17 protein-coding genes and 1 tRNA gene are annotated in these 21,672 nt (G+C 64.1%); 13 read left to right on the forward strand and 5 right to left on the reverse strand.

The window, feature by feature from the left end; translation table 11 throughout:
- Positions 1-3 precede the first annotated feature (3 nt).
- From ACFCW2_RS04805 to ACFCW2_RS04825, 5 genes are all read left to right on the forward strand, one after another.
- Positions 4-1,158: a M48 family metallopeptidase gene (locus ACFCW2_RS04805; RefSeq protein ID WP_379548492.1), complete on the forward strand. Its 1,155-nt coding sequence runs from the start codon at positions 4-6 to the stop codon at positions 1,156-1,158.
- The gene (locus ACFCW2_RS04810; protein WP_379548493.1) at positions 1,158-1,904 is read left to right on the forward strand and encodes an alpha/beta hydrolase; all 747 of its coding nucleotides are present in this window, start codon (positions 1,158-1,160) and stop codon (positions 1,902-1,904) included. Before ACFCW2_RS04805 ends, ACFCW2_RS04810 begins: the two co-directional genes overlap by 1 nt.
- Positions 1,901-2,896, forward strand: a complete 996-nt coding sequence (locus ACFCW2_RS04815) for an LLM class flavin-dependent oxidoreductase (protein ID WP_379548494.1) — start codon at positions 1,901-1,903, stop codon at positions 2,894-2,896. The genes ACFCW2_RS04810 and ACFCW2_RS04815 overlap by 4 nt, the downstream gene beginning before the upstream one ends.
- A 291-nt stretch (positions 2,897-3,187) precedes the next feature.
- Positions 3,188-7,951 (forward strand): NAD-glutamate dehydrogenase, encoded by a 4,764-nt coding sequence (locus ACFCW2_RS04820; protein WP_379548495.1) that lies wholly within the window; start codon positions 3,188-3,190, stop codon positions 7,949-7,951.
- A 70-nt stretch (positions 7,952-8,021) separates the two neighbouring features.
- Positions 8,022-9,248: an NAD(P)/FAD-dependent oxidoreductase gene (locus ACFCW2_RS04825; protein WP_379548496.1), complete on the forward strand. Its 1,227-nt coding sequence runs from the start codon at positions 8,022-8,024 to the stop codon at positions 9,246-9,248.
- Here the strand turns inward: ACFCW2_RS04825 and queG are convergent.
- Positions 9,245-10,315 (reverse strand): tRNA epoxyqueuosine(34) reductase QueG, encoded by a 1,071-nt coding sequence (gene queG, locus ACFCW2_RS04830; protein WP_379548497.1) that lies wholly within the window; start codon positions 10,313-10,315, stop codon positions 9,245-9,247. The two genes, ACFCW2_RS04825 and queG, sit on opposite strands and share 4 nt — an antisense overlap.
- A 75-nt stretch (positions 10,316-10,390) precedes the next feature.
- Between queG and ACFCW2_RS04835 the strand changes: the two genes are divergently transcribed.
- The 4 genes from ACFCW2_RS04835 (at position 10,391) to msrB (ending at position 14,740) form a co-directional block, all read left to right on the forward strand.
- Positions 10,391-11,413, forward strand: a complete 1,023-nt coding sequence (locus ACFCW2_RS04835) for an ABC transporter ATP-binding protein (protein WP_379548498.1) — start codon at positions 10,391-10,393, stop codon at positions 11,411-11,413.
- Positions 11,410-12,654: an ABC transporter permease gene (locus tag ACFCW2_RS04840; protein ID WP_379548499.1), complete on the forward strand. Its 1,245-nt coding sequence runs from the start codon at positions 11,410-11,412 to the stop codon at positions 12,652-12,654. The genes ACFCW2_RS04835 and ACFCW2_RS04840 overlap by 4 nt, the downstream gene beginning before the upstream one ends.
- Positions 12,655-12,801: 147 nt before the next feature.
- A complete protein-coding gene (locus tag ACFCW2_RS04845) occupies positions 12,802-14,133 on the forward strand; it encodes a cytochrome P450 (protein ID WP_379548500.1) in 1,332 nt (443 codons plus the stop codon).
- A gap of 94 nt (positions 14,134-14,227) precedes the next feature.
- Positions 14,228-14,740 carry a peptide-methionine (R)-S-oxide reductase MsrB gene (gene msrB, locus ACFCW2_RS04850; RefSeq protein ID WP_379548501.1) on the forward strand — a complete coding sequence of 171 codons (513 nt, stop codon included), beginning with the start codon at positions 14,228-14,230 and terminating at the stop codon, positions 14,738-14,740.
- 13 nt (positions 14,741-14,753) lie between these two features.
- Here the strand turns inward: msrB and ACFCW2_RS04855 are convergent, their stop codons facing one another.
- The 4 genes from ACFCW2_RS04855 to ACFCW2_RS04870 all read right to left on the reverse strand — a co-directional run bounded on the left by ACFCW2_RS04855 (position 14,754) and on the right by ACFCW2_RS04870 (position 16,557).
- Positions 14,754-15,389 carry a PilZ domain-containing protein gene (locus ACFCW2_RS04855; RefSeq protein ID WP_379548502.1) on the reverse strand — a complete coding sequence of 212 codons (636 nt, stop codon included), beginning with the start codon at positions 15,387-15,389 and terminating at the stop codon, positions 14,754-14,756.
- Positions 15,390-15,496: 107 nt separating this feature from the next.
- Positions 15,497-15,581, reverse strand: a tRNA-Leu gene (locus ACFCW2_RS04860).
- A gap of 126 nt (positions 15,582-15,707) precedes the next feature.
- Entirely contained in the window at positions 15,708-15,986 is a 279-nt protein-coding gene (locus ACFCW2_RS04865) for an integration host factor subunit beta (RefSeq protein WP_379548503.1), read from the reverse strand.
- A 172-nt stretch (positions 15,987-16,158) separates the two neighbouring features.
- Entirely contained in the window at positions 16,159-16,557 is a 399-nt protein-coding gene (locus ACFCW2_RS04870; RefSeq protein WP_379548504.1) for a GntR family transcriptional regulator, read from the reverse strand.
- A gap of 206 nt (positions 16,558-16,763) precedes the next feature.
- Between ACFCW2_RS04870 and ACFCW2_RS04875 the strand changes: the two genes are divergently transcribed.
- The 4 genes from ACFCW2_RS04875 to ACFCW2_RS04890 are packed head-to-tail and all read left to right on the forward strand — an operon-like array spanning position 16,764 to position 21,651.
- Positions 16,764-18,419, forward strand: a complete 1,656-nt coding sequence (locus ACFCW2_RS04875; RefSeq protein ID WP_379548505.1) for a peptide MFS transporter — start codon at positions 16,764-16,766, stop codon at positions 18,417-18,419.
- A gap of 49 nt (positions 18,420-18,468) precedes the next feature.
- A complete protein-coding gene (locus tag ACFCW2_RS04880) occupies positions 18,469-19,845 on the forward strand; it encodes an amidohydrolase (protein ID WP_379548506.1) in 1,377 nt (458 codons plus the stop codon).
- On the forward strand, positions 19,842-21,149 hold the full coding sequence (locus ACFCW2_RS04885; RefSeq protein ID WP_379548507.1) for an amidohydrolase family protein: 1,308 nt from the start codon (positions 19,842-19,844) through the stop codon (positions 21,147-21,149). The genes ACFCW2_RS04880 and ACFCW2_RS04885 overlap by 4 nt, the downstream gene beginning before the upstream one ends.
- A 7-nt stretch (positions 21,150-21,156) precedes the next feature.
- Positions 21,157-21,651 (forward strand): FKBP-type peptidyl-prolyl cis-trans isomerase, encoded by a 495-nt coding sequence (locus ACFCW2_RS04890; protein WP_379548508.1) that lies wholly within the window; start codon positions 21,157-21,159, stop codon positions 21,649-21,651.
- Positions 21,652-21,672 lie beyond the last annotated feature (21 nt).

Below are 21,672 nucleotides of genomic sequence, written 5' to 3' on the forward strand. Positions count from 1 at the left end.
CCGATGGAGGAGACCGCCAGCCCTCCCGGATCATTGGCCGGCACTCTGCCTGCCAACTGGTATGACGGCGTATCGGCTGTGCGGCACGAGGGCACCGCAAGGCTGAGCGGTCAGACCGCACTGGTGCTGGAGGAAGCGGGACAGCCTGCGCTGCATGTCCCGCTTGGCGATCTGGTGTCGGGCGGAGCGCTGGCGTCCCAGCTGCTTTATCAGCGCGTCAGCCTGCCCGATTTCCGCCTGCGCCTGCCGCTCGATCTGCCGCCCGACTTTGCTGCCGCCCTGCCGCAGCGGCGCAAATATGGTGGCTGGGTCGACCGGCTGGGTCTGGGCAAGGCCGTCATCGCTTTCACTGCGGTTAGCGCCGCCGCCGTCGCGCTGTTCATGACCGCGCCCGAATGGCTGGGGCCGATGGTTCCGCCCGCATGGGAGCGGCAGATCGGCGATGCAATGGTCGGCGATCTGGGCGGAAAGCTCTGCCACACGCCGGCGGGCGATGCGGCCATGGCGAAGATGCTGGCTGCGGTCGATCCGGCGGAGACAAAGGTGCGCGCAGGCGTGGCCAATTCCGGTATGGTCAACGCCGTCGCACTGCCGGGCGGGCAGGTGATGCTGTTTGACGGGCTGGTCCAGCAGGCCGAGACCCCCGAAGAGCTGGCGGGCGTGTTGGGTCACGAGGTCGGCCATGTGCGGGAGCGGCATGTGATGACCGCTATCCTGCGCCAGTTCGGGCTTTCCATCCTGCTGGCAGGCGCGGATTCGGGCATTGGCAACACCGCCTTCGGCATCGCCAGTCTCGGCTATTCGCGCGAGGCGGAGCGTGAGGCGGACGAATATGCCCGCGCGCGCATGGCAGCGGCGGATATCTCTCCGCTGGGGGCCGCCGCGTTCTTCGAGCGGCTGGGCGGCGGCAAAGCTGATGAGACTGGGGATGACGAAGCGGATGAGGACGGCGAAGGAAACGGCGAAGACGCGCGCGAAGAGAACGCCCTGATCGGCTGGATTGCCAGCCATCCCGCGCCCGGCGAACGCGCCAAGGCCTACCGCGATGCAGCGAGCGAAGGCAAAGGCTACCCGCCCGTCCTCACCGATGAAGAATTCGCCGCGATCCAATCGATGTGCGACGAGGATGAAGACGTAGAAGAGTTCGACCTGTTCTGATGACCGACAAGACCCGCTTCCACGCCCTGCCCGATGGCCGCCGAATTGCTTTCCGGTACTCGCCCGCAGCCTCCGGCGACACCCGTCCGGCGCTGGTGTTTCTGCCCGGCTATATGTCCGACATGGCTGGCGGCAAGGCAACCGCCCTGTTCGCCCACGCACAGGCCGCCGGGCGCGCGTGCCTGCTGATGGATTATTCCGGCTGCGGTGAGAGCGACGGGGATTTTGCCGACGGCACGCTCAGCCGGTGGCGGGACGAGGTGCTGGCCCTGATCGATGCGCATCTGCACGGGACCGTGGTGGTCATCGGTTCATCCATGGGCGGGTGGCTGATGCTGATGGTCGGCCTTGCCTTGGGCGACCGACTGGCGGGGCTGGGCGGCATAGCTGCTGCGCCGGACTTCACCGAATGGGGCACGAGCGCGGCTGACAAGGCGACGCTGTCCGCAGGCCAGCCCGTTTTCGCCGATAATCCTTACGGGCCGGAGCCGACCCCGACCCATCCCGGCTTCTTCGCCGACGGGCAGGCGAACCGGCTGCTGGGCGGTCCCATTCCAATCACCGCGCCGGTTCGCCTGCTGCACGGCCAGCAGGACGCCGATGTTCCGTGGGAGATCAGCGTGCGTCTCGCCGAGAAACTGGCGAGCGACGATGTAGTGCTGACCCTTATCAAGGACGGCGACCACCGGCTCAGCCGCGAACAGGATATTGCGCGGCTGCTGGAATTGGTGGACGATGTGGCATGACCAGACTGTCCGTTCTCGATCTCGTGCCCGTGCGCGAGGGCCAGACCACCGCGCAGGCGATGGCCGCCACCACCGATCTGGCCCGCGCCGCCGAAGCAGCCGGATGCCACCGGTTCTGGGTGGCCGAGCATCACGCAATGGCCGGGATTGCAGGCGGCGCAACGTCGGTGGTGCTCGCCCATATCGGCAATGCCACCTCCACCATCCGCATCGGATCGGGCGGCATCATGCTGCCCAACCACACGCCGTTCGTGATCGCCGAACAGTTCGGCACGCTGGAGGCGCTGTTCCCCGGCCGCGTCGATCTGGGGCTGGGCCGCGCGCCCGGTGCAGGCCCCGAATTGCAGCGCGCCCTGCGCAAGGATTTGAACGCGGCCTCGCAATATTTCCCGCAGGATGTCGCGGAATTGCAGGCGCTGTTTAGCGGCGAGCCGGAGCTGCCGGTCAAAGCCACTCCGGGCCTCGGCGCGAACATCGAAATGTGGATGCTGGGCAGCAGCCTGTTCGGCGCGCAGCTGGCCGCAAAGCTGGGACTGCCCTACGCTTTCGCCAGCCATTTCGCGCCCGATCATCTGGACGCCGCGCTAGAGCTGTATCGCCGCGATTTCCAGCCCCGCGCCTCCCTCGCGCAGCCCTATGTCATGCCGGCCATGACGGTGTTCTGCGCCGACACCGAGGAAGAGGCGCAGCTGATCGCCTCCAGCCAGGCGCAGGCCTTCGTCAACCTGCGCACCGGCACGCCGGGCAAGCTGCCTCCGCCGATCAAGGATTACCGCAGCACCTTGCCTGCGCCCGCCCGGGCCATGCTGGCGCACATGGATCAGGCTGCCGCCATCGGCACACCCGATCAGGTAGCCGAGAAAATCGCGGCCTTCGTGGCCCGCACAGGCGCGGACGAAATCATCATGTCGGGGGCGACCTTCGAACCCGAAGCCCGGGCCCGATCGGTTGCATTGACCGTGGCGGCCTGCCGCGAAGCAGTGCCCGCCTGAACCGAACGGGCCCGGGTCTGCCGCCCGGTTTGTTGCAGCCGGGCCAAAGGCAGGACGGGTAAAGGTGACAGCGCTTGGGGGAAGGGAGAGCCCCTGCAGCGAGGGAGACCGTCTGCAGAAACCAGCCAGTTGCGCCGTCACAGTGAGGTTATAGCGGCCAATGCCGGCACGCGGGCGCTTGCCGGGAATTTTTTCACCGGGCCGACAACGCTTGCCGCACCCCGCGCAACATTATAACAAGCAGCGCAGAGTCAGGCCCGAGCCCGGACCTGTCAGGGAGCATGCTGCCCGATGGGTTCCACAACTGCCGCCGCCAATCGTTCCGACCCCGCGCTGGAGACTGCTTTGCAGGCCGCACTGGCCAAGCGTCTGAAGGCCTCCCTTCTGCCCGGCGACGCGCCGTTCTCGAAAGCCGAGCTGGATGCGGCATCGCGGTTCCTGCTGGGGGCAGCGATCCGGCGTCCGGCGGATGAAACGGCCCTGTCGCTGGCGTCGGAAACCGGTGAACGGCGCTTCCTGCGCATCGCCATCGTCAATAACGACATGCCGTTTCTGGTCGATTCGGTGGCGGCCACGCTGGCGGGGCACGGGCTGATCATCGATCGCCTGATCCACCCGGTTCTGCCGGTGGAGCGCGATCCGGACGGCGCGCTGACCAGCCTGTCGCCCAAGGGCAAGACGCCATTGCGCGAATCGATGATCTACCTGGAAACAGACCGGGTCGACGCCAAGACCCGGAGAACAATCGAGAAGGCACTGCGCGAAACGCTGAACGATGTGCGGGCCGCAGTGCGCGACTGGCCACAGGCTCAGGAAGCGATGGCCGCCGATGCCCGCGCAATCCGGGCCAGCGAAGCGGCCTCTCCCGAAGCCGAAGAAGGCGCGGCCTTGCTCGAATGGCTCAACAGCGGGATGCTGACCCAGCTCGGCCATGTCACCCGCCACCGCGACGGCAGCCACTCCGATCTGCTGGGGATTTGCCGCCGAAGCGCCAAACAGATTTTGGCCGAAGAGTCGTATGATCGCGCGTTTGCGTGGTTCGATCGCAAGGGCGACACGATCCGCCAGCCGCTGGTGATCAAGGCGAACCGGGTATCCAATGTCCATCGCCGCGTGCCGCTGGACCTGTTCATCGTCCCCCGCCGCGATGCCAAGGGCAAGACCGAGGCCCTGTCGATCCACGCGGGCGTATGGACCAGTGCCGCCTTGGCCGCTCCGCCCGCAGCGGTGCCGCGCCTGCGCGCGCAGATGGCGTCGCTCATGGAAGAACTGGATTTCGATCCCGGGGGCCATGCGGGCAAGGCTCTGGTCCACGCGCTGACCAGCCTGCCGCATGATTTGCTGGTCGGTTTCGAGACGCATGATCTGGAGCGCATTGCCACCACCATGATGAGCCTGGTGGACCGCCCGCGCGCGCGCATCGCATTGGTCGAGGCACCGCTGGCCCGTCATATATTCGCCTTCGCATGGCTGCCCCGCGACACGATGTCGACCGCGCTCCGCCACCAGATCACCGCGATGCTGGAAGAAACCACCGGAGCGAAATTGCTCGATTGGGGGCTGGAAGTAGAGGGCGGCACGCTGGCCATGCTGCGCTTCGTGCTCGACAACCGCGCCCATCGCCGCAAGGTGGACGAGGCCGTGGTCGAGGAACGGCTGCAGGCGATGCTGCGCGGCTGGGGAGAGGCCGTCGAGACCGAGCTGGGCGAAATGGTCTCCGCTCAGCGCGCAGCGGCCCTCACCATGCGCTATGGCAGCGGCTTCTCCGCCGCCTACCGCGCCCGCTACGGCCCGCGCGAAGCGGCCATGGATATCGACTATCTGCGCCGTCTGTCGGGCCGCGAAGGGGCCGAGGACGGTGCCGGAGAACGCAGCGCGCGGCTGTATCATCTCGACGGCGATCCGCAGGACCGGATGCGGCTGAAAGTGTATCAACACCAGGGCAGCCTGCCGCTATCCGATGCGGTGCCCGAGCTGGAGAATTTCGGCTTCCGCGTGATGGAGGAAATCCCCAATCCGGTGGAAGGCGGTGAGCTGGGCACGGTGCATGATTTCCTGCTGGAAACCCTGCCCGGCATCGACAGCGCCACCGTGCTGAAGCGGGCGGACCAGATCGAGCCGGCAATCACTGCCGTCCTGAACGACCGGGCCGAGGACGATGCGTTTAACCGTCTGGTGGTGGCCGCCGATATGGGCGCGCGCGAGGCGGAATGGCTGCGCGCGATCTACCGCTATCTGCGCCAGACGGGCATGGGCTTCACGATCTATACCGTGGTCGATGCCCTCGCTCGCGCGCCGCAGGTCACGCAGGCGCTGCTCGGCCTGTTCACCGCGATGCACGATCCCGCCTTCTCCGGTGACCGCGAGAAAGCCATCAGGGATGCACAAGGCGCGATCAAATCCGGGCTGTCCAAGGTGGCGGCGATCAATGACGACCGCCTGCTGCGCCTCTATCACGGGGTGATACTGGCCATGCTGCGGACCAATGCCTTCGCATGCACCGATACACAGGGCGGCCAGACAGCGCTCGCCTTCAAGCTCGAATCCGCGAAGGTTCCGGGGCTGCCCCGCCCGCTGCCGTGGCGCGAGATATTCGTCTATTCCCGCCGGGTGGAGGGCATCCATCTGCGCTCCGGCCCGGTGGCGCGCGGGGGCCTGCGCTGGTCAGACAGGCGCGACGATTTCCGCACCGAAATTCTCGGCCTGATGAAAGCCCAGCGGGTGAAGAACGCCGTCATCGTGCCGAGCGGCGCGAAGGGCGGATTCTATCCCAAGCAATTGCCCGATCCCGCGACCGACCGCGAAGGCTGGGCCGCCGAGGGGCAGGCCAGCTACGAAGTGTTTATCCGCACGCTTCTCTCGATCACCGACAATCTGGATGGCGACAAGGTCCTGCATCCGGAAGGCGTTGTGATCCGCGACGGGGCCGACCCCTATTTCGTGGTCGCGGCGGACAAGGGCACTGCAAAATTCAGCGATGTCGCCAATGCCATCGCGATGGAGCGCGGTTTCTGGCTGGGCGATGCCTTCGCCAGCGGCGGGTCCAACGGTTATGACCACAAGGCGATGGGCATCACCGCGCGCGGTGCGTGGGTGTCGGTCCAGCGCCATTTCCGGGAAATGGGCGTGGACGTGCAGACCGATCCGGTCAGCGTGGTCGGCTGCGGCGATATGTCGGGCGATGTGTTCGGCAACGGCATGCTGCTGTCCAAATCACTGCGCCTGCTGGCCGCGTTCGATCACCGGCATATCTTCATCGATCCCGATCCGGATCCGGCGAAAAGCTGGAAAGAGCGCAGCCGGATGTTCGCCCTGCCCCGCTCCAGCTGGGACGATTACAACCGCGACGTGATGTCCAAGGGCGGCGGCATTTTCCCGCGCAGCGCCAAGTCGATCAAGCTGAGCAAGGCAGCTCAAAAGGCACTCGGCGTCGATCAGGCCGAATGGGACCCCGAAGCGCTGATCTCGGCCATCCTGAAGGCGCCGGTCGACCTGCTGTGGTTCGGCGGCATCGGCACCTATGTGAAGGCGGAGACGCAGAACAACATTCAGGTCGGCGATCCGGCCAATGATGCCTTGCGGGTCGATGCGCGTGATGTGCGCGCCAAGGTCATCGGCGAGGGGGCCAATCTGGGCATCACCCAGGCCGGCCGCATCGAGTTCTCGCTGAAAGGCGCGAGCGGCACCGGCGGACGCATCAACACCGACTTCATCGACAACTCGGCGGGCGTCGATTGCTCGGACAACGAGGTGAATATCAAGATCGGTCTGGCCGCCGCCCAGCGCAGCGGCAAGCTGAGCGAGAAGCGCCGCAATACGCTGCTGGAATCGATGACCGATGACGTCGCCGAGATTGTGCTGGAAGACAATCGTCTGCAGGCGCTCGCCCTGTCGATTGCCGAGCATGGCGGCGCGGGCACGACCGGTTCCTTCATTCGCCTGATGGAAACGCTGGAGGAAAGCGGCGATCTGGATCGCCAGACCGAAGGTCTGCCCGACAATGAGACCCTGGTCCGCCGCGCGGGCGATGGCAGCGGGCTGACCCGCCCCGAACTCGCCGTCCTGCTGTCGAGCGCGAAACTGGTGCTGCAGGATGCCATCGAGGCGAGCACGCTGCCCGATGATCCGGCCATGCACGAACCGCTGGTGGCCTATTTCCCGTCCGCCATGCGCAAGAAATATGCGGCCGAAATCGGTGACCATCGCCTCAAACGTGAAATCGCGGCGACCGGGCTGGCCAATCGGATCATCAACCGGATGGGGATCATCCATCCCTTCGAACTGGCCGAGGAAGAGGGCGTCAGTCTGGCCGAAGTCGCCGTGGCCTTTGTAGCCACGGAACGCCTGCTGGGGATGGACGCGCATTGGAGCGCGCTGGAAGAAGGCGCCATGCCCGAGGCGACACGGCTGCACCTGTTCGATCAGGTCGCCGCCGGAATGCGCATCCATATGGGCGACGTCCTGCGCGCCTGCGGGGACAATACCAGCCCGTCGGACATTATTGCCGCGCTGGAAAAACAGGTCGGCGATCTGACCCATGGCACCGACAATCTTCTGGGCGAGGAAAACCGCCGTCGCTCAGCCCGGATGCGCTCCGAATTCACCGCCGATGGTGCGCCCAAAGAGGCAGCGGCCGCAGCGGCCCTGCTGTTCGACCTCGACGGTATCATGGGCCTTGCCCGCCTGTCGCGCGATCTCGATGTCGATCCGCGCTCGCTCACCTGCGCCTTTACCGAACTGGGCGAACGGATGGGGCTCGACTGGGCGCAGGGTACGGCTGCGCTGATGAACCCCTCCGATGTATGGGAGCGTTTGCTGGTCGCAGGCCTCGCAAGGGATTTCCAGCAGATGCGGTTCGATTTCCTGAAGCGCCTCTTGCGGCGCAAGGGGGCGAAGGACGATCCCTCTGCAGCGGTCAGCGATTGGGCCGAGGCCAATGCAGCGGCGATCCGGCAATTCGGTTCGATGATTGGCCGCGCGCAGAGCCACACGCCGGTCGCACCTGCCATGCTGGCGCAAATTGCCAGCCAGGCGCGCAATCTCCTGGCGCGCTGACCGGCACTGACCCCGCGCTGACATCCGTGCTTGCTTGACCAAAGCTTCTGCGCAGGACATTCCCGCGGGCATGAACCATGCAGATGTCGTCATCGTAGGATCGGGCCATGGCGGAGCACAGGCCGCCATCGCTCTGCGTCAAAAGGGGTTTGCCGGCAGCATCGCCGTGCTGACCCGGGACAAGGAACTGCCCTACGAGCGCCCGCCGCTGTCGAAGGATTATCTCGCGGGCGAAAAGCCGTTCGAGAAAATCCAGCTGCGGCCGGAGAAATTCTGGGCCGACAAGGATATCACGCTTCTATCCGGGCGGACGGTGACGCTGATCGACGCAGCGGCCAAACAGGTGGAATGCGGCGATGATTATACGATCGGCTATGGCAGCCTGATCTGGGCAGCAGGGGGCAATGCCCGCCGCTTGCCCTGCCCCGGTGCCGACTTTCGCAATGTCCACACGATACGCGGCCGCGCCGATACCGACCGGCTGCGCGCCGATATCGAAGGCGGAGCGCGGCGCGCGGTGATTGTCGGCGGCGGCTATATCGGGCTGGAAGCCGCAGCGGTGATGCGCAAGCGCAATATGGAGGTAACCGTGCTGGAAGCGCAGGACCGGGTGCTGGCCCGCGTTGCCGGGCCGGACCTGTCCGATTTCTACGCCGCAGAGCACCGGGCCCACGGGGTGGACCTGCGCCTCAATGCGCAATTGGAAGCTATCCTGGGCGAAGGCGACCGTGCCACTGCCGTGAAGCTGGCCGATGGCGAGGAAATCCCCGCCGATATCGTCGTCTTCGGGGTGGGTATCGTGCCCTCCATCGGTCCGCTGATCGCCGCCGGGGCTTCCGGGTCGAACGGGGTGGATGTGGACGATTTCTGCCGCACCAGTCTGGAGGACGTCTACGCCATCGGCGACTGCGCAGCCCACGCCAATAATTTTGCCGGAGGCGCCGTGGTCCGCCTGGAATCGGTCCAGAACGCCAATGACATGGCCAATGTCGCCGCCGCCGCGATCTGCGGCGATGCCAAGCCCTACCATGCGGTCCCGTGGTTCTGGTCCAACCAGTATGATCTGCGCCTGCAAACGGTCGGCCTGTCGCTCGGCTATGACGCGACGGTCCTGCGCGGCGATCCGGCAGAGCGCAGCTTTACCGTGGTCTATCTGCGCGAGGGCCGCGTGCTGGCGCTCGATTGCGTGAACCGGACCAAGGATTATGCGCAGGGGCGCAAATTGGTCGAGGCCGGGCTGGTCGCCGCGCCCGAAGACCTCGCCGATATCGAGCGCCCGCTGAAAGAACTGCTCTAGAGCGCCGAAAGGCGTGCAGCGGCCCAGTCGGCTGCTTCGGCCACCACCGGATCGGCATCGCTGCGCAGCGCCTCGACTGGCGCGGATAACGCCGCATCCGCACTGTTGCCCGCCGCGATCAGGCAGTTGCGGACGAAGCGGTTGCGCCCGATGCGCTTGATCGGAGAGCCGGAGAACAGCGCCCGGAAGGCCGCATCGTCCAGGCCCAGAAAATCCGCCAACTGCGGCGCGATCAATTCCTCTCGCGGCGCAAAGGCTTTGTGCCGCGCGGCGCTATCGGCGAATTTGTTCCACGGGCACACCGCCAGACAATCGTCGCAGCCATAGATGCGGTTACCCATGGCCGCGCGGAATTCCTCGGGGATCGGTCCGGAATGCTCGATTGTGAGATAGGAAATGCAGCGCCGCGCATCGAGTTGATAAGGCGCGGGAAACGCCTTGGTCGGGCAGGCCGTCTGGCAGGCATTGCAGGACCCGCATCGGTCCGAATGCAGCACATCGGGCGCGAAGGGCAGCGTGGAGTAGATCGCGCCCAGAAACAGCCAGTTGCCATGCTCACGGCTGACGACATTGGTGTGCTTGCCCTGCCAGCCGAGCCCCGCAGCCTCGGCCAGAGGCTTTTCCATAACCGGCGCAGTATCGACGAACACCTTCAGAGCGCTTTCCGGTTCACGCTCCACCAGCCAGCGGGCGAGCGCCTTCAGCGCCTTCTTCACCGTATCGTGATAATCGCGGCCTTGGGCATAGACCGAGATCCGCGCCCGGTCGCCCGCGCCTTCCAGCGCCATCGGATCGATGTCCGGCGTGTAGGCCATGCCCAGCGCAATCACGCTGCGCGCCTCGGGCCACATGGATTGCGGGCCCTGCCGCACATCGGCGCGGTCTTCCATCCAGCCCATATCGCCGTGATGCCCCGCCGCGATCCAGTCATGCAGCCGACGCGCGCGCTCCGGATCGTCCTGCGCCGAGGCAAATCCGACAGAGACAAAGCCCAGCTCCTGCGCCCGCTGGACGAGCGCAGTACGCAGTTTATCGTAAGCGTCAGAGGTTGATGCGGCGTTTACCATAGACAGGGGCCATCCCGTTCACGCCTTGGAGGTAATTGCCCGCTCATGGATGCATCGCTAAGCCAAGCCCCGGCCATGGGCAACGATACTCTCCCCACAGACGAACTGGACGAGGCCCACGCACCGGCGGCTCCTCAGGTTCTGGCGCTGGAGGCGCGCGGGCTGGTCAAACGGTTCGACGGCGTTGCGGCGGTGAACGGCGTTGATATCGCCGTGCCGCAGGGCGCGATTTACGGCATTCTGGGGCCTAACGGGGCGGGCAAGACCACCACGTTGCGGATGCTATTGGGGATTATCGACCCCGATGAAGGCGTGCGCCGGGTGCTGGGGCATGAGAAGCCGCACGAGATCGGCCGGATGATCGGTTACCTCCCGGAAGAGCGCGGGCTGTATCCGACGATGAAATGCGTCGATGCCATCGCCTTTATGGGCGCGCTGCGCGGTGTGCCGCAACCCGAAGGCTGGCGCCGTGGCCGCGAGCTGATGGAAGCGCACGGGTTGGGCCATGCTGCCGACAAGCAGATCCGGATGCTGTCCAAGGGCATGGCGCAGACAGTGCAATTGCTCGGAACGCTGGTTCACCGGCCCCGTCTGGTGGTGCTGGACGAACCGTTCTCCGGCCTCGACGCGATCAATCAGGGCAAGCTGGAGCGGATGATTCGCGCGCTGGCCGATGACGGGGTGACGGTGATTTTCTCCACCCATGTGATCCACCATGCCGAACGCCTGTGCGAAGGCGTCGCGATTATCGCAGGCGGCAAGGTGCCCTATGCCGGATCGGTCGACGAGGCGCGCGACCGCATTCCGGCGCAGGTGAAGCTGGAAACCAAGGCTGGCGACGGCGCATGGCGCAGCGCTCTGCCCGATGATGCGCGGCACGAGGCAAAGACCGCGACGGGCGGCGAAGCAAGCCATTTCTGGTATTTCCCGCTGCCGTCTACCGGCGTGGAAACCCTGCTTCGCGCGCTAATCGAGGGGGGAGCAGGCATTTTGTCGCTGTCGATCGAACGCGCCGGTTTGCATGATGCCTTCGTCGAAATTGCCGGAGAGGCCGCGGCCAAAGCCATGGAAGCCGACGCCGCAGGAGCCGCAGCATGAGCACGCCATCTACTCCGGCCTCCGCCGGTCGTCTCTCGCTGCTGCAAGCCGCCTTCGTGGTGGCCCGGCGCGATTTTCTTGCCATCCTGCTCAGCAAGGCGTTCATTTTCTTCCTGCTTGGCCCGCTGCTGTTTGTCGGCATCAGCGTATCTGCAGGGTCGCTCGCCAATCGCGCTGCGGAAAGCGTTACTCCGCCGCGCATGGCCGTGGCCTTGTCCGACGCGGGCGAGCGCGCAGCGTTGGCCCGGTCGCACGCAAAGCTTGCGGATCTGATCACTCTGCCGCCGATTGAAACGATCGAAGACGGGCGGACAATCGACGAACTGCTGATCGATCAGGAAGGCAATTTCGGCGGCGTGCTCAGCGGCACTTTGGCAGAGCCGGAATTGACCGGTGCCGGAGCCAATATCACGGGCTGGAGCGGCGAAGTCGCTCTGCTGGCCGCAGAGGCGGCCGAAGCGATGGGCGGTTCTTCGGCCGGCAATGCGGCCGATCAAGTGCCCGAAATCACGCTCTCCCCGCGCGACAACAGCGTTGCGGCAGAACGGCGCAGCAACACCGCCACGGCAACCGCTTCGATCACCATGCTGTTTCTCCTGTCCATGCTTCTGGCCGGCATGGTCCTGTCCAATCTGGTGGAGGAGAAGGGCAACAAGATTATCGAAATACTCGCGGCCTCCATCCCGATGGACGCGGTGTTTCTGGGCAAGCTGTTCGCCATGCTGGCGGTGAGCTTTGTCGGAATCGCGCTTTGGGGAACGGTCGGCCTGACGCTGGCGGCTGTTGGAGCGGGCGACATGACCTTGCCCACTCCGCCCGCCATTGGCTGGCCGCTCTTCGCCCTGCTATTTCTGGTGTATTTCGCGCTCGCTTATCTGCTGATCGGCTCGATCTTCCTGACCGTGGGCGCGATGGCCCCGACGGTGCGCGACGTGCAGACGCTCTCGCTGCCCTCGACCATTTTGCAGGTGCTGATCTTCTTTCTCGCCAGCTTCGCCGTGGCCGATCCGGGCAGCACGGTGGAGCGTATCGCGATGATCGTGCCGATGAGCTCGCCTTATGTGATGCTGGCGCGCGGCGCGATGTTCGACACGCTGTGGTGGCACGTGGCTGGGATCGCATGGCAATTGCTGTGGGTGGCCATCTTCGTGAAAGTCGGGTCCACGCTCTTCCGCCGCAAGGTGATGCAGAGTGGGCCATCGGGTGCCGGAAAAAGTCTGTTCCGACGCAAACCCGCCTGATTTGCCGCTTTCCCAGCAGCTTGGCCCGGGCCTGAAAAGGCAGAACTAGGTCGCAGATTGAAACGCAGTATTGACTCCCATGTCAGTAGCGTCAGGATGGAACCTAACGAGGTGCCGTAGATGCACCCGATCTGTTGGAGAGTGACAATGGCGACCCTGGCCCCCGAGCGCACCGAATGGACCCGCAGCCCCAAAGCGCATGAAGCGTTGCAGAAACATTTTGACGACCACCCGGAAGCCAAACCGTCGCATCCCGAGAAATACGATACCAGCCGCAGCGACATCTATGTCGACAACACATGGCCCCCGATTTTCGCCGAAATGCGCAAAGAAGGTCCGCTGCACTACATCAAGGAAAGCCCGTTCGGCCCCTATTGGAGCGTGGTGGGACACAAGGCGATCCAGCATGTCGAGGCGCTGCCGGAACTGTTCTCCTCCAGCTGGGAACATGGCGGCATCACCATTCTGGAGCGCGTCGATGACGAAGACATGGCCGACGAGGAGCGTTTCGAGCTCCCGATGTTTATTGCCATGGACCGCCCCAAGCATACCGGCCAGCGCCGCACTGTAGCGCCCGCTTTCAATCCCGGCGAAATGAAGCGGATGGAAGGCGAGATCCGTCAGCGGACCGGCGAATGTCTCGACTCGCTGCCCAAAGGCGAAGTGTTCAACTGGGTCGACAAGGTATCCATCCCGCTGACCACCGGCATGCTGGCGATCCTGTTCGATTTCCCGTGGGAAGACCGCGACCTGCTGACCTTCTGGTCCGACTGGTCGGGCGATACCGAACTGATGCTTGCCGGCCCCGAAATGGAAGAAACCCGTCGCGGCATCCAGATGGAAATGGCCGCTTATTTCCAGCAGCTCTGGGCGAAGAAATCGCAGGAAGAACCCGGTGCCGATCTCATTTCCATGATGATCCATTCCCCGGCCATGAACCAGATGAGCCCGCAGGAATTCATGGGCAATCTGGTGCTGCTGATCGTCGGCGGGAACGACACGACGCGCAACACGATGAGCGGCATCGTCCACGCGCTCGACAAATTCCCCGACCAGCGCAAACTGTTCGAACAGAACCCCGATGTGATCCCCAATGCGGTGCAGGAATGCATCCGGTATCAGACCCCGCTCAAGCATATGCGCCGCACGGCCAGCGAAGACACCGAATTGTTCGGCAAGCAGATCAAGAAGGGCGACAAGGTTGTCCTGTGGTACAATTCCGCCAATCGCGACGAGACGGTCTTCGAAAATGCCGACAAGCTGATCCTCGACCGCGAAAACGCCCGCCGGCACCTCGCCTTCGGCTATGGCATTCACCGCTGTGTCGGTGCGCGTCTTGCGGAATTGCAGCTGCGCATCCTGCTCGAAGAAATGCATGCCCGCCGCATGCGGGTGCATGTCGCGGGCGATGTCGAGCGCGTGCGGGCCAATTTCGTCGAAGGGTTCCGTGTGCTCGAGGTGGAGCTCTCGACCTTCTGACAGTTGGCCGCCAAGCGGCACGGCCATTAGGCGCGGTAACTTTTCACCGGTCTCGTGCGTATATCCAGCGCGAGACACTGAAGGACCCGTGACAATGACCGACCTTGGCAAACCCCATACGGCAATCAGTCGCCGCTCTCTCATGGGCTGGCTGGGCGCTGGTGTATCTACTCTGGTGCTCGGCGGATGCGGGGTCGATCCGGCAGAGGCCAAAAGCTTTCCCGTGCGCCTGTCGGAAGCGGAATGGCGCAAGAAGCTGACCCGCGCTGAATTCGCCGTGCTGCGCAACAAGGGGACGGAGCGCCCCTATTCCTCTCCGCTGGACAAGGAGAACCGGCGCGGCACGTTTGTCTGCGCAGGCTGCGGCAACCGGCTCTATTCCTCGAAGACCAAGTTCGACAGCGGCACCGGCTGGCCCAGCTTCTATGCGCCGATCGACAAGGGCGCAGTGGGCACATCGCGCGATTTCAAATTAGGCTATCCCCGCACCGAAGTGCACTGCGCCGATTGCGGCGGGCATTTGGGGCATATCTTCAACGACGGCCCCAGGCCGACCGGGAAGCGGCATTGCATCAACGGTATCGCAATGGATTTCCGCCCCGGCTAAGCGCTTGGTTCCGCTAGTTGCCCGGCGCAATGTTGGCCGGAAGCTTCTGGAGACGCGCCGCCAATCTCGCAAAGTCCGCCAGCGCAAATGTCCGCTCGAACACCAGCCCGTGCAGATTATCGCGCTGCCACAAAACCTTGGCATGGAGCGGGTCAGGCAGGCACTGGCCCTGTAGCCTAACGAGCAGCTGCGGCGCCCACACGCCGTCGCTTTCAACACAGGCACCCTGCTGCGAGATGTTGCGGATCGTCACCTGTGTGCCCGTCTCGCCGCTGATGATGGCAGCAGGCATGGTCAGGTTGATCCGCATCGGTCGCTTGGGAAAGGGGCCGTGCTCATAGACCAGCGCGTCGAGATCCTTGGCCTCGCAGAAGGCATATCCTGCTTCGTCGCCCGTGTTCCAGGCTTCTTCGATCGGAAAGCGCTGGCCTTCCCACAATTCGATCGAGCAGGCCTTGCCTTCGGGAATTCTATGGAAAGCCCGGATGCGAATGCCGGTGGCGCTCACATCGCGGACAATGCACAGGATTTCGACCCCGTCGATCGACAATTTCGCATTGCGCAGCATCAATGCGACGCGCGGTGCCTCGCGCTGCTCGACCGAAGCGGTCTGGTCCAGTTCCAGTTCCGGGCCTATCAAGCCGTGCATGGGATCCCCTTGAGTTTTCATCGTGGGGACAACCCCTAACCGGGTCTGCCTGCCCTATGCCTAGCGAGCGGGTAGGGAATTTTACGGGGTCTGATCAGCAGAGGGGGTGGTGCGGGTGGCGGGACTCGAACCCGCACGTCCAAAGGACAGGGGATTTTAAGTCCCCGGCGTCTACCATTCCGCCACACCCGCATTGCGTGCCGATGCAAGACGCACCGTACAATACGGGCCGTTAGCGCAATCGAAGGCGCCCGCGCAATCGCGCAGAGTGTGCTGTCTGTAGTGGTGCCGGAATGGAACCCGCGCGGCCGGAAAGCTCTATTCGTTCAGGCCTTCGCGCATTTCCTTGCCCGGCTTGAAATAGGGCACGCGTTTCGCAGGGACATTGACCGCCTCGCCAGTGCGCGGATTGCGGCCGACCCGTGCGGCGCGTTCGCGGGTGGAAAATGCTCCGAAGCCGCGCAATTCGACCCTGCCGCCTTCGGCGAGCCTTTCGGAGATCTCGTCGAAAAAGATATCGACCACCTGCTCGACTTCTTCGGCCCGCAATTCGGGATTGTCCTTCGCCAGCGCCTGAAGGAGTTCGGAACGGATCATGCTATTCTCCGACGCTCTGAGGGAGGGGCGCCTTTGGGTTTGACAGCGGGAATCCCACATTCCCGGATCGGATGCCGCAATAAGCGGCAACAGGGGCGCGACCTTCAGGCGGGTATGCCAGACTTGGGGCGGGGGCGCAATTACCGGTGTGGTTCCTTGTTGAGGCCTGCGGTCAAGCGGACGCAGCCTCAGCCTTTTTCGCCCCCGATCCCGGCGATGTACCTGCGTTCGTTTGCGGCATGGAGAGCGATTTGGGATCAATATCCAGCCGCGCCATGCGTTCGGCGATATCCGGCCATTCTTCGGCCAGAAAGCGTTCGCGCTCCGCATCGCGCAGCTTCGCCGCCGCACCGCGCACGACATACATGCCCACGCCGCGCTGCACCGCCACCAGACCATCGGCCTGAAATTGCTGATACGCTTTCGCCACCGTCAACGGGTTGGCGCCCTGGTCGGCGGCAAAGGACCGGACGGAAGGCAGCATTTCGCCCTCGCGGTAGCGGCCTTCGATAATCGAGGCGGCGATCAGATCGCGCAGTTTGAGATAGACGGGCCGGGAATTGGTGCTCATGGGTGCGTCGCTGCCATAATACACCGTGTCACGTCAAGGTTTGCGTGGCTTATGGGGCAGCGCCTCCGGGCGCTTCACCGTGCGTAAAGGTGGTTTCGGCTGCAATCGCTTCTTGAGCGATGCGATTTCGCCGCTAGGGTGCGCGGCTTGGACCAGACCTGCGCAGAGCAGGCGGGGTTGCACTGGACGGGGAGGGCTGTGGCCCAATGTACGAGTTGATTTTCACCTTCGATTCCGCATTCGAGATGTGGGCATTCTGGCTGGCGGTTGTGGCGCTAGCAGGCTTTCTGCTTGGCGGGACGTATATCGTCACCCGGCCGCAGCCGGAATTCGCCGGGCACCCCAAGGGTTTGTTCCTGCTGTTTCTTGCGGAAATGTGGGAGCGTTTTTCCTATTACGGGATGCGCGCGCTGCTCATCTTTTACCTCGTCCAGCACTGGATGTTCTCGGACAGCGAAGCCTCGATAATCTACGGGGCCTATACCGCTCTGGTCTATATCACACCGGTGGTCGGCGGATATCTGGCCGACCGCTATATCGGCCAGCGCAAGGCAGTGCTGTTCGGCGCGGTGCTGCTTACCTTCGGCCATTTCTTCATGGCGTTCGAGGGTACAGGTGGTCAGGACGATCCGACCATCAACGTGTTCTGGGCCGCTCTGGCGCTGATCATCGTCGGCTCGGGCTTCCTGAAAGCCAATATCTCCGTAATCGTTGGGCAGCTGTATTCGCGCACGGATATCCGCCGCGATCCGGCCTACACCATCTTCTACATGGGAATTAATGTCGGTGCGGCGACTGCCTCGATCATCTGCGGCTATCTGGGCCAGACCTATGGCTGGGAATACGGCTTCGGGCTGGCCGGTATCGGCATGCTGATCGGCCTTGTATTCTTCGTTCTCGGCAAGCCGCTGCTGATGGGCAAGGGCGAGCCGAAAAACCCAGCGAGCCTGACCGGTGGCAAGGAATGGGGCATCTATGGTGCGGGCCTTGCCATGGTCGCTCTGTGCTGGGCCGCAATCCAGTATCAGGAACTGGTCGGCACGGTTCTGGGCGTCTTTGGCGGCGGTCTGGTGCTTTACGTCCTGTTCACTGCAGTTACGAAGCTGGCTCCCGAAGAGCGGGACCGCATTTTTGCGGCCATGTTCCTTATCCTGACCTCGATCGTCTTTTGGGCATTGTTCGAGCAGGCTGGCTCCAGCCTCAACCTGTTCACCGATCGTCATGTCGATACAGCAGGTGTCAATGCCTCGATGTTCCAATCGATCAACGCGATTTACATTGTGCTCTTGGCACCGGTTTTTGCGATGATGTGGCAGAGCCTCGCCCGCAAGGGAGCGGAACCCTCCACCCCGATGAAATTCGGCCTCGCCGTTATCCAGGTAGGCCTCGGCTTCCTCGTGCTCGTGTGGGGCGCGGAAAGCGTCGGAGTGAACGTACCGACTCCGGTGATCTTCATCTTCCTGATTTATCTGCTGCACACCACCGGTGAGCTGTGCCTGTCGCCTGTTGGGCTCAGCGCGATGAACCGTCTGGCACCCTCGCACATGGCATCGCTGATCATGGGCACGTGGTTCTTCGCATCCGCGCTGGGCAACTTTGCCGCCGGCCTGATCGCTGCGGCGACGGGGGCGGAAAGCGTCAGCGAGGAAGCGGGCAAGCAACTGGTGCTCGATGTGTACAGTACGGTTGGCTGGTATGCCGTGGCCATCGGCGTAGGGGTCATGGTCATCAGCCCGCTGGTCAAGAAGCTGATGCATCTCGACACACTACAGGACGATAGCATCGATGATGCGCTCGATGGGCAGGCCGGTGCCGGGCTGGAACCGCAGGAAGGCGGCGTCCATCCTTCGACCCGTTCTTGAAGCCTGCCACGGTGCAAACACAACAGACGCAAGCAAAGGGGCAAGACACATGAGAGCGAACGCACTTCTGGCCATCGGGGGTGCGTTCGCGCTCTCCGCTTGTGCCACGACGGCGGGGGCAGATAGCGCCTCTGCCAGCGATGGCGACAAGTCCTACGACATTGCCGAGGTCCCTTTCCCGTCGACTTACGAACCCTATCCGGGCACGCCCACTGCGTTGGTGGGCGCGACGGTTTATGACGGCACCGGCGGGGTGATCGAGAACGGTGTCGTGCTGTTTAGCGGCGGCAAGGTCGTGGGCGTGGCGGAGGAGCTTTCGACCGAAGGCTACACGGTGGTTGACGGCACGGGAAAGTTCGTCACCCCCGGCATTATCGATATCCATAGCCATCTGGGCGATTACCCCAGCCCCAGCGTTTCTGCCCACGCCGATGGCAACGAAGCCACGGCGCCGACCACAGGCGATGTCTGGGCAGAGCATTCGGTCTGGCCACAGGATCCCGGCTTCAGCCGCGCCATGGCCAATGGCGGAATAACCTCGCTGCAAATCCTGCCCGGTTCCGCCAATCTGATCGGCGGGCGCACGGTTACGCTGAAGAACGTCTACAGCCGCACGGTGCAGGGGATGAAATTCCCCGGCGCGCCCTACGGCATGAAGATGGCCTGCGGCGAAAACCCCAAGCGGGTTTACGGCAACAGAGGCCGCAAGCCCTCCACCCGGATGGGCAATTTCGCGGTGAACCGCCAGACCTGGTTCGACGCGATCGCCTATGCGGAGGGGGACCGTAAAAAGCGCAATCTGGAGAACGAGACGCTGGCGGGTGTGCTGGACGGTGAGATTCTGGTCCACAACCATTGCTACCGCGCCGACGAGATGGCGCTGGTCATGGATATGGCCAAGGAGATGGGATACAAGGTCAGCACCTTCCATCACGCGGTCGAAGCCTACAAGATCGGCGATCTGCTGCGCGAAAACGAAGTGTGCTCCGCCATCTGGGCCGACTGGTACGGCTTCAAGATGGAAAGCTATGACGGCATTCCCGAAAACGGCGCGCTGCTGCAACAGGCGGGCGCGTGCGTGGTCATCCACTCGGACGACGAGAACGGCATCCAGCGGCTCAATCAGGAAGCTGCCAAGGCACAAGCGGCTGGTGCGCGCATGGGTATCACCATTCCCGACGCCGAGGTGATTTCGTGGATCACGCTCAACGCGGCCAAGGCGATGGGCATTGATGACATGACCGGTAGCCTGGAGACCGGCAAGATGGCCGATGTCGTGCTGTGGAACGGCGATCCGCTGAGTGTGTATTCGCGGCCCGAGAAGGTTTGGGTCGATGGCGCGCTGATGTTCGATGCGATGGATCCCAAGCGCAAACCGGTGAGCGATTTCGAGCTCGGCCAGCCGGGTGAAGGAGATGTGAAATGAGCGCTCTTCGCAAAGCAATTCGCATCGCGCTGACCGGCACCGCCGCAGCAGCCCTCGGCGTTTCTGCCTCGGCGCAGGACTTCGCCATTACCGGAGCAACTGTGGCAACCGGCGACGGCTCGCAGCCGGTCGAGAATGCCACCGTGGTGGTGCGCGGCGGCAAGGTCGTCGCTGCAGGCGCGGGCGTCAGCGTTCCTGCGGGCGTCACCGTGCTCGACGGCACCGGCAGCTGGGTCACGCCTGGCATCTTCATGCCGCTGACCGATCTGGGCCTCTACGACGTCGGAGCGGTCAGCGAAAGCAACGATATCCGCGCGGGCGACAGCCCTTTCAGTGCCGCGCTCGATGCTTCGACGGCGGTCAATTACGCCTCCCAGCATGTCGCGGTCAGCCGGGTCGGCGGGGTGACGCGGGCGTCCATCACCACGGCCCCGGCAGGCTCGATCTTCGCTGGCCAAGGGGCTGTGATCGACACCGGCAGCGATCCGCAGCCGGTGGTGAAGGCGCGCGCGTTCCAGATGGTGGCACTGGGCGAGCGCGGCGCGCGTCTGGCCGGTGGCAGCCGGGTCGCCGCCTTTGCCGAGTTCGCCAATGCCCTGCGCGAGGCGCGCGATTACGCGAATGGCCGGTGGGACGCGGAGAGCGCCCATCTGACCCGCTCCGATGCTGCCGCGCTGGGACCGGTGCTGAGCGGCGCGCAGCCGCTTTATATCTATGTCGAGCGGGCCTCGGACATCCGCGCCGTCATCGGTTTGCAGAGCACCTATCCCAATCTCGATCTGGTGCTGGTGGGCGTGAGCGAGGGCTGGCTGGTTGCGAATGAAATCGCAGCCTCCGGCATTCCGGTGATCGCCGATCCGCTGGACAATCTGCCATCCAGTTTCGAGCAATTGGCGGCCACGCAGAGCAATGTCGGCCGGATGGTCGATGCAGGCGTGAAAGTGGCGATTGGCGGACTTTCGGGCGGGATCACCGGACCGCGCACGGCCCCGCAATTTGCCGGCAACCTTGTCGCGCTGTCGAGCGTGCCGGGCGCAACCGGGCTAAGCTGGGGCGAGGCATTGGCGTCGATCACATCCATTCCCGCTGCAATCTCCGGTTATGGTGGGCGCTACGGCGTGCTGGCGCCGGGTGCAGCAGGTGACGTCGTAGTATGGGACGGCGACCCGTTGGAGGTCTCCTCCGCACCGGTGCGCGTCTTTATCGACGGTGTGGAGCAGCCGCTCAGCAATCACCAGACGCGCCTGCGCGAGCGGTACCGCGATCTGGACGAGAGCGATCTTCCCAAAGCCTATGACTGGTGAGACTTCGATGAGAACAACTTTTATTGCCCTTGGCGCTGCGGCGCTGGCCGTGGGCGCAGTGACGTTCGCCCAAACGCCCGAACGCCCGCAAATGTCGATGGAATGGCACAGCGCGCAGCAGACGGCGCTGGCGACACGGGCTGCCTCGGGCGAATGGCGCGCCCTGGACGGCGGCCTCCTGTGGCGCCGCATCGAAGGCGACGGAACAGGCGCTAAACCCTCTGTCGAAGACACGGTCACAGTCCACTATGCGGGTACCTTCATCGATGGCGAGACGTTCGACAGCTCCTTCGACCGGGGACAGCCTGCGACCTTCCCGCTCGGGCGGCTGATACCGGCATGGCAAATGGCCATCCCCGAAATGGGTATAGGCGACACCATCGAACTCGCCGCCCCCGCGACGCTGGCCTACGGGCCGGTCGGCAGAGGCCCGATACCCGGCGGTGCGACCCTGCTTTTCAAGGTCCAGCTGATCGGCATCGAGGGGCAGGCTGGACAATAAGTTTTATTATGCTACCTAGTT

The organism is Qipengyuania algicola (assembly GCF_042492175.1).
In the GTDB taxonomy this organism is placed as follows: Bacteria; Pseudomonadota; Alphaproteobacteria; order Sphingomonadales; family Sphingomonadaceae; genus CAJXSN01.

Bases quoted from the DNA above. Each gene is read 5' to 3' on its own strand.
- ACFCW2_RS04810 (WP_379548493.1), top strand. From the start codon at position 1,158: ATGACCGACAAGACCCGCTTCCACGCCCTGCCCGATGGCCGCCGAATT.
- msrB (WP_379548501.1), top strand. From the start codon at position 14,228: ATGACCGACCTTGGCAAACCCCATACGGCAATCAGTCGCCGCTCTCTC.
- ACFCW2_RS04885 (WP_379548507.1), top strand. From the start codon at position 19,842: ATGAGCGCTCTTCGCAAAGCAATTCGCATCGCGCTGACCGGCACCGCC.
- ACFCW2_RS04820 (WP_379548495.1), top strand. From the start codon at position 3,188: ATGGGTTCCACAACTGCCGCCGCCAATCGTTCCGACCCCGCGCTGGAG.
- ACFCW2_RS04855 (WP_379548502.1), bottom strand. From the start codon at position 15,389: ATGCACGGCTTGATAGGCCCGGAACTGGAACTGGACCAGACCGCTTCG.
- ACFCW2_RS04845 (WP_379548500.1), top strand. From the start codon at position 12,802: ATGGCGACCCTGGCCCCCGAGCGCACCGAATGGACCCGCAGCCCCAAA.
- ACFCW2_RS04805 (WP_379548492.1), top strand. From the start codon at position 4: ATGGAGGAGACCGCCAGCCCTCCCGGATCATTGGCCGGCACTCTGCCT.
- ACFCW2_RS04815 (WP_379548494.1), top strand. From the start codon at position 1,901: ATGACCAGACTGTCCGTTCTCGATCTCGTGCCCGTGCGCGAGGGCCAG.
- ACFCW2_RS04875 (WP_379548505.1), top strand. From the start codon at position 16,764: ATGTACGAGTTGATTTTCACCTTCGATTCCGCATTCGAGATGTGGGCA.
- ACFCW2_RS04865 (WP_379548503.1), bottom strand. From the start codon at position 15,986: ATGATCCGTTCCGAACTCCTTCAGGCGCTGGCGAAGGACAATCCCGAA.
- ACFCW2_RS04890 (WP_379548508.1), top strand. From the start codon at position 21,157: ATGAGAACAACTTTTATTGCCCTTGGCGCTGCGGCGCTGGCCGTGGGC.
- ACFCW2_RS04835 (WP_379548498.1), top strand. From the start codon at position 10,391: ATGGGCAACGATACTCTCCCCACAGACGAACTGGACGAGGCCCACGCA.
- ACFCW2_RS04825 (WP_379548496.1), top strand. From the start codon at position 8,022: ATGAACCATGCAGATGTCGTCATCGTAGGATCGGGCCATGGCGGAGCA.
- ACFCW2_RS04840 (WP_379548499.1), top strand. From the start codon at position 11,410: ATGAGCACGCCATCTACTCCGGCCTCCGCCGGTCGTCTCTCGCTGCTG.
- queG (WP_379548497.1), bottom strand. From the start codon at position 10,315: ATGGTAAACGCCGCATCAACCTCTGACGCTTACGATAAACTGCGTACT.
- ACFCW2_RS04870 (WP_379548504.1), bottom strand. From the start codon at position 16,557: ATGAGCACCAATTCCCGGCCCGTCTATCTCAAACTGCGCGATCTGATC.
- ACFCW2_RS04880 (WP_379548506.1), top strand. From the start codon at position 18,469: ATGAGAGCGAACGCACTTCTGGCCATCGGGGGTGCGTTCGCGCTCTCC.